The organism is Zarconia navalis LEGE 11467 (assembly GCF_015207075.1).
Classification (GTDB): Bacteria; Cyanobacteriota; Cyanobacteriia; order Cyanobacteriales; family Geitlerinemataceae; genus Zarconia; species Zarconia navalis.
This window is the reverse complement of the sequence record NZ_JADEXN010000174.1, coordinates 1-9,142: the sequence shown is the minus strand read 5'-3', so window position 1 is coordinate 9,142 and position 9,142 is coordinate 1. Positions and strand designations below refer to the sequence as shown.

Below are 9,142 nucleotides of genomic sequence, written 5' to 3'. Positions count from 1 at the left end.
CGAGTCCGACTGGGTACGTGAAAAGGCTTTACGAGCATATTTTGAATGGGATAAAAGGTTCGCGATTATTTTACGATCCCAAGCGTCAAGGAACCTTTGAAAATTATTTAATCTCTTTGCAAACTTCTGTCAGAGAACTCAGAAAATCTTATTGGTCTAACTTTGTCGTTGTTGATTATGCCAGACCTTCTATACAGGCTTCTTATTTAATTACATATTATCCTCACTACGCGCAGATGACGCTTGAAATTCTGAGATTGCTTTGGTCAGAATTTAGTTGCGATCGCGAAGTCAAAGCTTGTTTTTTTGGAGCGGGGCCTTGTCCCGAACTCGTGGGTTTAACTCAATTTTTAGGCGATCGTTCGCCTAAAACGAGGACGCTGATTGCTAATATTTACGATATTGCTGCCCAAAGATGGACTCCCAGTCGATTGATTACCCAAAATTATATTATTCCTAAATCATGGAGAGGAAAATTATTTTTAAATAGTGAGAAACTAGATTTCGGTCAAAAAAGCGCTTTTGAGAATATTCAATCGATCGTTCAAAGCCAGAAGCTTTTTGTTTTTCAAAATTGCTTCAATGAAATCATCGATCGATCTATTCTTCTCGAAAATATAAATTTTTTATTCGATAATGCTTCGACAGATAGTTTTATTATTATTGCAGATCTTCTTTACCCACACAATCTTATCATTTTTGAGGAAATCGACGAAATGGTGGATGTTCGAGAAGAGATTGAAGTTCTTCAAGCCGGAACCTTAAGGGTCACATCTTCATTACCGATACCACAAATCCTGAAAAATAATTTATTAACAGGGGAAGATGGATTAATTCCTCGTTCTAGAATTAATTTTCGTTTTTTGGCTCTTCGTAAGGGCGATCGAATTAGCCACAATTACGATGATATTCCGTTTTAAGATGAATATTATTCGGAGTATCTGGGTTTAGGCATCAGCTCCCAGGCTGTACTCTTCAAACGGAAGGGAAACGATCTTCGCGATGGTTTGACCCCACTCTCTCATCCACTGTTCTTTAGTCTTGTTATAACCATCCATACTGAGTAAGTAGGCTGGCTGATACTCGATCGTGGTCTTTGCTAGCAGTAAAATGTACCCAGAACCTTTGGCGGGACCGACTGGATCGAGAACGATCGCATTACAGTCAGCAATTTTGTGGGATATCTCTCGGGTTCGATGATAAAACGAGAAAAATTCTTGTTCTCGGTTGACCGAGAACAAGATATCAATATTTGGATAAAGTCGTTCGTATTCAGCGACAATTTCGTTTCTAAAGGGTTCGGGGATAGAAAGACCTCCACAAATCTCAACAGTTTCGCCGAGCGGAGGCAATTTTATCGGAAAGTATTCCATCGATTGCTAATTTACCTAACCGTAAAGGTAAGCAGTATGAAGCTATTTTATAATGAACCCCAACGCTTTCATCTATTTGTATTGAACGTATCTATGGGATTTTATGTTGCGATCGCATTTCCTCGTTTTTTACCGACCTGCTTTGAGAACTTCTTCTGCTGTTAGATTTAGATTGGGGAATGCGATCGAGGCGATCGATGTTTGCCCGGTGAATCGTTGCTCTTCGTATGATGTTTCTTTGAGCGTCAGTACCAATATCGCTTCACGGGAGGGGTCTACGATCCAATATTCTTGAATACCCCGTTGGGCATACTCTCGACGCTTTTCGATATAGTCGCGATCGTAGTTGGGTTCCCCCGGTTCCCCAGGAGATACCACTTCTACAACCAATGCTGGCGGTGGCATATCGACGGTAATCACATCCTTACTTGCAGATTCTAAAGCTTCAGCACAGGCAGTTGATAAAACGACAAAATCGGGTTGTCTGGCTGTAACTTCAAGGCTGCTAACCGCAATCTGTACGCCGATGGTGAGGAGTTCGGTGGAAATGCCGAGTTGGAAAAATTCGCCAAACAAGAATGAGGCGATTCGATGGTTTAGTCTACTTTCGGGCGGCATCTCAACTAATACCCCATCGACGAGTTCGTAGCGGGTATCAGTGCCATCGTCATAGTCGAGGTACTCCTGGAGAGTTAAGCGTTGGCGAGTTGAGAGCGTCATCGATCGAGCCTCTTGGGATTATCCTTATTTTAGGGAAATGTCTGGGGTGACGGGAATTTGAAAGAGCGAGCGTTATTCTGCCCGATCGAACATGCTCGTGGCAACCTAAGAAGTCGTATGGCTCACGGTTTAATGCGCGATCGTGAGTTTTTCAATCCATTAATGTCATATCTTTGGTGGCTCACCTTGAAGCTTTGTTGCCTACCAATCTACCAATATTGATACATCAAGAGCAAAGAGAGCGTCCAGATTCAAGTGAATGATGAAGAGTAATATTAACTGATGAAGCGACTGCGATAACTTGGATAAACCAAAAACTTTAAATCTGAGAGGTAAACCTGTCATGATTGCTCAAATTAAGAGAAAACAGTACACCATTGATGAATATCTAGAACTCGAAATCGCCTCAGAAATCCGCAGCGAATATTGCGATGGAGAAATCATTCCGATGACTGGTGGAACTCCAAACCATAATGATATTGCCGGACATTTGTATATTCTTCTTAAATCTGCTCTTAAAGGGAAAGACTACCGAACTTTCTTTGCAGACCAACGACTTTGTATTCCAAGTGTTAGCCTCTATACCTATACCTATCCCGATGTCATGGTTATCGAAAAGCCCTTACAATTGCAAACTGGGCGTACCGATACTGTTGTCAATCCTTGTTTTATGGCTGAAGTTCTATCTAAATCGACGCGAGATTACGACCGGGGAGACAAATTTGCGGCTTACCGCAGTATTGAGAGTTTTCGTGAATATGTTCTCATCGACCAATATAGTATTCATGTCGAACACTATGTCAAAACGGCTGCAAATCAATGGCTATTTTCGGAATACGACGATTTAAATATCGTATTACCTATGAGTACGTTTGAGGCTCAAATCCCGATCGCCGATCTTTATGAAAATATCGAGATTGACCCCATTTCTCCCCCAAAGGAGCAAAAATGAAAGTACTCAATACCGAACATTGCCCCAGTCATAAAATATATTATGGGCTGTAGACTCACCAACGCCAAACTGAATATCGATCGTTTGAAAGGTGGGAAAATGCAAAACCCCGCACTCACGAGGAGTACGGGGCTTTGTTTTATTTGGTGGCGGGAGGCGGATTTGAACCACCGACCTTCGGGTTATGAGCCCGACGAGCTACCAGGCTGCTCTATCCCGCGTCGTCTTGACTTTACCTAGTATAAGCCGATGAACGAACAAATTACAACCCCTCCCAAAAAGAATTTTTAAAGCATCGATAATTCTCCAACCACTTCTAAGCGTTTGAAGTTGCCGAAGGTCATATACTTTTGGGCTAGCTGTTCGGCAACTGACGGGCCGATCCAGCCCATTTGCCGGAGAATGTGAATGGCGGCCGCCCGTTTTGCCCGCTTGGCACCGTCGGCGACCTTAATTGCCAATCCCATGCCTTCTCCCACTCGTCCCACGCACTGAATACCTTCCGCACCGGCTTTACTCACCAGTTCTCCTTCGCTCAGGCGCATCAGCTCCGTATCGAACTCACCGTCTCCGGACACCATGCTGGGGTGGTGAGTCATGGCGCGGACGATCCGTTCGAGATCCAAATTATCCCCCGATGCCAATCGAGCGTACAAGGATGCGAGCTGAGACAGTTGCATTGAGTAAGTCGGTGCGCCGCAATCATCCCGCGCGCCGATAAACTCGGCCGCCGGCATTCCCGAGAGTTCGGCTAATTGACTCAAAATCAGCTTTTGCACGGGATGGTTGGGTTGCATGTAGTTCTCAATGGGCCAGTTGCGCTGCTGACAGACGGCAATCATGCCAGCGTGCTTGCCAGAACAGTTGTGTTCCAGGGCAGATTGCTTACCCGCCGGGACGGGACATTGAAGCCCCGCGGGATCGACCTCGGCGTGCCAGAGGATGCGGAAAACTTGTCGCGCCTGGACGATCGAACCTTTGTGGGAACTACAGATAATCGCCAAATCGCGATCGGTCAACTTGTAGCGATCGAGGGTTCCCGTGGAGGTGACGGCGAGGGCCTGAAACGGCTTGAGGGCCGATCGGGCGAAGGTGCTATCTTCGGGATCTCCCGCAACGGAGAGGACTCGACCTCGGGTATCGCTAATGACGGCTCCAACGCGATGGGTCGATTCCACGATCCCTTCTCTGAGCAACTGGACTTCTATGGTTGCCGTATTTTTTCTTTTTCCCCTTGTCATATTAGCGTGTAGCGATTTGGCGTAATTCGTGGATATCTAGGTTGAACGGCGAAGTTGGCACCGATGCCGTGGGGTGGAATAGATGTTCTTTCCACTTCAGTATCGATGGGTTTGACCCATACACGAGCATTACTTAACATTTCCGACGATGGTCATACATAAGAACTCTAGCATTCTTCGGTCGCACCCATCGGACTCACTGGCTTAGCCCCAACAGGCTGGTATTGGGGTAGTAATGCCCTAAAATTTGTCGGTAGTTGTATCCTTGAGCGGCCATCCCTTTTGCTCCCCACTGACTCAGACCTACGCCGTGACCGAACCCGCGTCCGGAGATATTAAACGAGTCGCCTTGGGGGGTGACGGTAAAGAGGGTACTGCGCAGATTGAGGGCGCGGCGCACGTCTTCCCCCTCGATCGATCGCGTTCCCCCGCTGCCGATGACGGTCATGGAAATTACGCGACCGTGGGGGGTGGTCAGGTCGGGAAGCATCTCGTCAACGGTCCCCACCCCAGAGATGCGATTGCTCAGTTCGCCACTGGAAAAGGTTTCGTTCCATTGATACACCGGCGCATCGCCATCGTAGTCGGGAACGCCGCGAAGATAGGGTTTGGGTTCTTGCCAAATCTGTTCCACATCTTCGGTATGTCCCCCGGAGGAGGCGTGGAACACCGCTTCGATGACTTGAGCGTCGTAGGTGAGGATTTCCCCCCGCGTGGCATTCACCGCTGCGATCGTATTGGGGTCTTCTTTATCTGTCCCCACATACACTTGCCAGAAGGTATCGTCCCCCACGTCGTAGGTATCGGTGCCGCGATGTTTGCGTTGGTAGAGGGCATACGATCGCGCCGCCACCGCTTGAGCTTTGAGGGCTTCGCTAGGCCAACTCGGACTCATTTCTGCGCCGACGACACTGTAGAGATATTCTTCTAAATCGACGTAATTAACGGCCGTCAGCCCCCCGTCGGCGAGAACCAATTTCGTGCGACCGCGATACCAGCGATCGCCAATATAAACGAATCCCCCTTGGCCCGGTTCGATCCACATTTGCCCCGCTTGCCAGGTACTTAGGGCAATTTGGTTGTTGCCAGAGACGGCGAGAAATGCATTCATGCCATCGAGTTGACCCAAAACCCGACCGCTCCCATCTTTGACCGTGGCCGGGGTGGAACTGCCCACTTTCACTTCTGAGGTTCCGTCTTCGATCGCCACTCGCATTTCGAGAGCGGCAGCCGGGGAGAGTGCCAGCAGCCATAAAAACAGGGAGAGTCCCCCCACGGAAGTCGATCGGGCGATCGAGGATTCGATCGAAGACACCACCGAGGCGATAATTCCAGCAAACATCATCAGCGCACCATCCTCAACAATTCAACAACATCAGCTCCAAAATGTTAGATCGCGCCCGAGCGGACAATGTTTCCGAGTTGTTTGGGTATCGATCGCAATTTATGACAGAGCGTCAAAGATAGCCTCGATTTTACCCCATTTGAGAAGCGGGGAGAGGGGGAGACAAGGGAGACAAGGAGGACAAGGGAGAGAGTCACTATTTCCTATTCCCAGATCTGGAGTTCCCTATTGGTGAAAAGGGAGAATAACGCGCTCACCGATTTTTCGTTGTCAATTGTCCATTGACTCTCCTCTTGCCTCCTCTCGTTCTCCGAATCGATCGCCATCTTGGCATTCAAGGTGTTGCAGTGCAGAAGGATGGGGGGTTCCTCGGTAGGGTTGGGCGGTGAGGATGATGTTACCCGCTTCGTCGGCGATCCAGCCTTGGGCTTCAACCAGGTGTGGGTGTTCGGTTTGAGTGGGGGTTCGATCGCCCGTTGGTGACGATTCTACTTCCGATGCGGTCTCGTCGGGAAACTCCACCCAATCAATTTCGACGATCGAACTTCCCGGTAGGATATCGCGGGGGTCGGGGGGCAAGCCGCCTCGTCCGGTGATGTAGAATTCGCTGCCTTCGTAATCTTCACAGCCTTGGGAAATCAGGCTGGTGACATCGGTGGTCTCGATATCCGGGACTTCTGCGGGATCGAACTCGATATCCCCTTCAATCGTCAAATCCCCCTCGGCGTTGATGAGGCTATCGTCAGATTGAAAGATGGCAATACCCGAATCCGATCGATTCCGGGGGCGGATGGTGATGTTACTACCACCTTGGGGATCGAAGGCATTGGTCAGAATTTGGCTCATTTCAACCAATGCCAGGGTGTCGGCACTAATATCAATATTTCCCTCAAAGGTAATTCCTGTTTCGCTTCCTGCTGCTGATATGAGACTTTCGCCGAGTAATTGGACGCTACCCGATCGTAAGTTAATATTGCCCCCTTGACCTGTATTTGATGAGGCATTGAGCGTGCCGCGCTCGTCCAGACGAATTCTTGAAGCTCTGATATTGATGCTGCCGGGATTTCCAGATTGACGACTCAACGCTACGAGGTCTAATCCAAGTGCATCTGACGAAAGTTCCGTTTCAAAAGCTGGGATTGCTGATTCTAGCTGCTCAAACTCAGCAGCAGTTAGTTCGGGTGACAAACCGCTTACATTGTGTTTGGCATCATCTCGTATTGTAAGCAGATCGGTTTCTACATTCACGTTTCCTGCATTGCCAGCCAAGATCGTAGCAGCGACCAAACTGCTCTGATTTCGATCGGCACTCATTCCAGGTAAAGTTGTCAGATCGCTTGGATTTTGGTCGGCAGATGTTCCAACAAGTTCAACGGAATCCGTAGCACGGATTGTAATCGTTCCAGCATCACCCTCACTGAATAAAGTACCGACAAAAACAGCTCCTCCATCTCGGATGGATAGCCGAGCCGTTTCCAGGGTGATATTGCCAGCATTTCCCGCCCCAACGAAACTTCCAGCTAATAAACCGCTTAACTCTACGCTTTCTGGCGAAGTACGACTGATTTCGACCGACTCACTGGCTCTGACGGTAATCGTTCCAGCGTTTCCCCTGCTGAGTATACTAGCTACGAATATGAATGCATCATCTTGAATCTTTAAGCGATCGGTATCGATGGTCACGCTGCCTGCATCACCACCCACTTGAATCGTTCCTGCCAGTATGCCGCTCTCATTATTCGTTCCAATCAGGTCTATATCTTGCGATCGAATTGTTATATCACCAGCATCCCCTTCACTGAAGCTTGTCGTTGCAGATATTTGCGCTCCATCTCGAACAGTTAATCCTTCGGTGTCAATTATCACCTCGCCAGCATCGCCCGTTGCAAAAGTACGGGTAAGACCTTGAGTTCCAGCGAGTAAACCGTTTGCCTGGGACTGTGAACTCTCGTTACCCGCTTCTGCTTCGATTCCGCTTAGTTCGATATCCCTTGCCCTCACTTGAAGCGTACCGCCCTGACCATCACCACCGGTGAGAACAGTAACAGTTCCTCCATCCAGAACCGCTAAACGATCGGTATCGATGGTGACGTTACCTGCATTGCCAGCACCTGTCGTACTGGCAAACAAAGTACTGAAAGTTTCATCGCCATCCTCATCAATTCCAGCACCAAATACTTCAAGATTCTGTGCGCGAATCTGTAAATTGCCGCCACTCCCATCTCTTTCGGTTGCAACACTAACGACCCCACCATCTCGCACGACGAAGTGATCGGCATCGATATCAATATTGCCCGCATCTCCCAATCCTTGAGTTTCAGAAATGATACGACTTAAATCTCCATTTGCAGAGGTTCCGCTCAGCTCGACATCCCGCGCTCGAATCGAGAAGTTACCACCTGTTCCCCGACCAAAGGTAACTGCCCCAATTGCAGAACCATTCCGCACTGCAAATCGCCCGGTTTCAATAACGATATTCCCAGCACTTCCTTCACCAAAAGCAGAGGTGAGGATAACACTCAGAGCGTTTGATTCCGTTGTATCATCGAGCAATTCTACAGATTCGGAAGTCCGAATTGCCACCGTACCCCCTGGTTGGGAACCCAGATTCGTTGCTTGAATCTCCGATCCGCTTTGGAGAAAGTTTCGGCCTTGAATCTGGATATTCCCGCCACCGTTGCCATTGGTAACGATCGCGGCTTCTTGGGTAAGGCCGATATCCTGAAAGTTCTCGATACCTTCATATCCCAAGGTCGTACCTGTGGGAATTTGGGTAAGACTGACAAAGCTATTACTGCCAGCACTACCTAGCTCGACTCGCCCTTCTAATGCTGTTATACGACCTCCCGTCAACATAATATTCCCACCCACCAACGCCAGGGTTTCCCCCAGTGGCACTTGCAAACCCACAATGGATTCTTCACCATCGATCGTTTGCGTGACTTGAGATTGGTTGACAATTTCCCCCGGATTCGCCCCAAACTGCAACCCAATGGGAACGTTCACCGTGAGTAGGGGCGGTGCGTCGGGATTGGTGGTACTGAACTCGTAACCATCGGGGAATAGAATCCCCCCAGCAGTACTGGCAAAGAACGAACCCCCCACATCCAACCGCGCGTCGGGCCCGAATACGATGCCACTGGGATTAACCAAAAACAGGTTGGCATCCCCCAAAACTCCCAAGGTGCCGAAAATATTCGAGGGGTTGGGGCCAGTGACGCGGGTGAGGATATTTTCAATGGCTGCGGGATTGTCAAAAAACGCTCCCCGTCCGGCATCGATATTGAATTCACCGAAGCTGTGGAAGAGGTTGCCCCCGCGAACTGCGCCGCCGTCGATACGATCGACTAACCCATCCAACGGCGTGACGATCGAACTTTCCCCACCCAGCGTATCATCGGGAATAAGCTGCGCGATCGCCGGATTTTCACCAATTCCACTCCCAAAAGCGATCGCCAATGCCGGAACCCACCACCGAAAAAGTTCGATCGACTTTCTGCCAGACTCTGGA

General features: G+C 49.0%; 7 protein-coding genes and 1 tRNA gene. 2 read left to right on the top strand and 6 right to left on the bottom strand.

Annotation, left to right across the window (positions count from 1 at the left end; translation table 11 throughout):
- The first annotated feature begins 116 nt into the window (after positions 1-116).
- Positions 117-920: a hypothetical protein gene (locus IQ235_RS10970; RefSeq protein ID WP_264321505.1), complete on the top strand. Its 804-nt coding sequence runs from the start codon at positions 117-119 to the stop codon at positions 918-920.
- A 27-nt stretch (positions 921-947) separates the two neighbouring features.
- On the opposite strand, the gene IQ235_RS10965 is transcribed toward IQ235_RS10970, so the two are convergent.
- The gene (locus IQ235_RS10965; protein WP_264321504.1) at positions 948-1,352 is read right to left on the bottom strand and encodes a hypothetical protein; all 405 of its coding nucleotides are present in this window, start codon (positions 1,350-1,352) and stop codon (positions 948-950) included.
- Between the two features lie 150 nt (positions 1,353-1,502).
- Positions 1,503-2,093 (bottom strand): Uma2 family endonuclease, encoded by a 591-nt coding sequence (locus IQ235_RS10960; RefSeq protein WP_264321503.1) that lies wholly within the window; start codon positions 2,091-2,093, stop codon positions 1,503-1,505.
- A 343-nt stretch (positions 2,094-2,436) separates the two neighbouring features.
- Between IQ235_RS10960 and IQ235_RS10950 the strand changes: the two genes are divergently transcribed.
- Positions 2,437-3,045, top strand: coding sequence for a Uma2 family endonuclease (locus IQ235_RS10950; RefSeq protein ID WP_264321501.1), 609 nt, complete (start codon positions 2,437-2,439; stop codon positions 3,043-3,045).
- A 144-nt stretch (positions 3,046-3,189) separates the two neighbouring features.
- Here IQ235_RS10950 and IQ235_RS10945 read toward each other — a convergent pair.
- The 4 genes from IQ235_RS10945 to IQ235_RS10930 all read right to left on the bottom strand — a co-directional run.
- Positions 3,190-3,266: transfer RNA gene (locus IQ235_RS10945), tRNA-Met, on the bottom strand.
- A 66-nt stretch (positions 3,267-3,332) separates the two neighbouring features.
- On the bottom strand, positions 3,333-4,286 hold the full coding sequence (locus tag IQ235_RS10940) for an asparaginase (protein WP_264321500.1): 954 nt from the start codon (positions 4,284-4,286) through the stop codon (positions 3,333-3,335).
- Between the two features lie 196 nt (positions 4,287-4,482).
- A complete protein-coding gene (locus IQ235_RS10935) occupies positions 4,483-5,628 on the bottom strand; it encodes a SpoIID/LytB domain-containing protein (RefSeq protein ID WP_264321506.1) in 1,146 nt (381 codons plus the stop codon).
- Between the two features lie 273 nt (positions 5,629-5,901).
- A partial coding sequence (locus tag IQ235_RS10930; RefSeq protein WP_264321499.1) for a two-partner secretion domain-containing protein occupies positions 5,902-9,142 on the bottom strand: 3,241 nt, incomplete at its 5' end.

What these genes read in the sequence shown, in the direction of transcription:
- IQ235_RS10960 (WP_264321503.1), bottom strand. Translation starts at nt 2,093, where the DNA reads ATGACGCTCTCAACTCGCCAACGCTTAACTCTCCAGGAGTACCTCGAC.
- IQ235_RS10950 (WP_264321501.1), top strand. Translation starts at nt 2,437, where the DNA reads ATGATTGCTCAAATTAAGAGAAAACAGTACACCATTGATGAATATCTA.
- IQ235_RS10940 (WP_264321500.1), bottom strand. Translation starts at nt 4,286, where the DNA reads ATGACAAGGGGAAAAAGAAAAAATACGGCAACCATAGAAGTCCAGTTG.
- IQ235_RS10935 (WP_264321506.1), bottom strand. Translation starts at nt 5,628, where the DNA reads ATGTTTGCTGGAATTATCGCCTCGGTGGTGTCTTCGATCGAATCCTCG.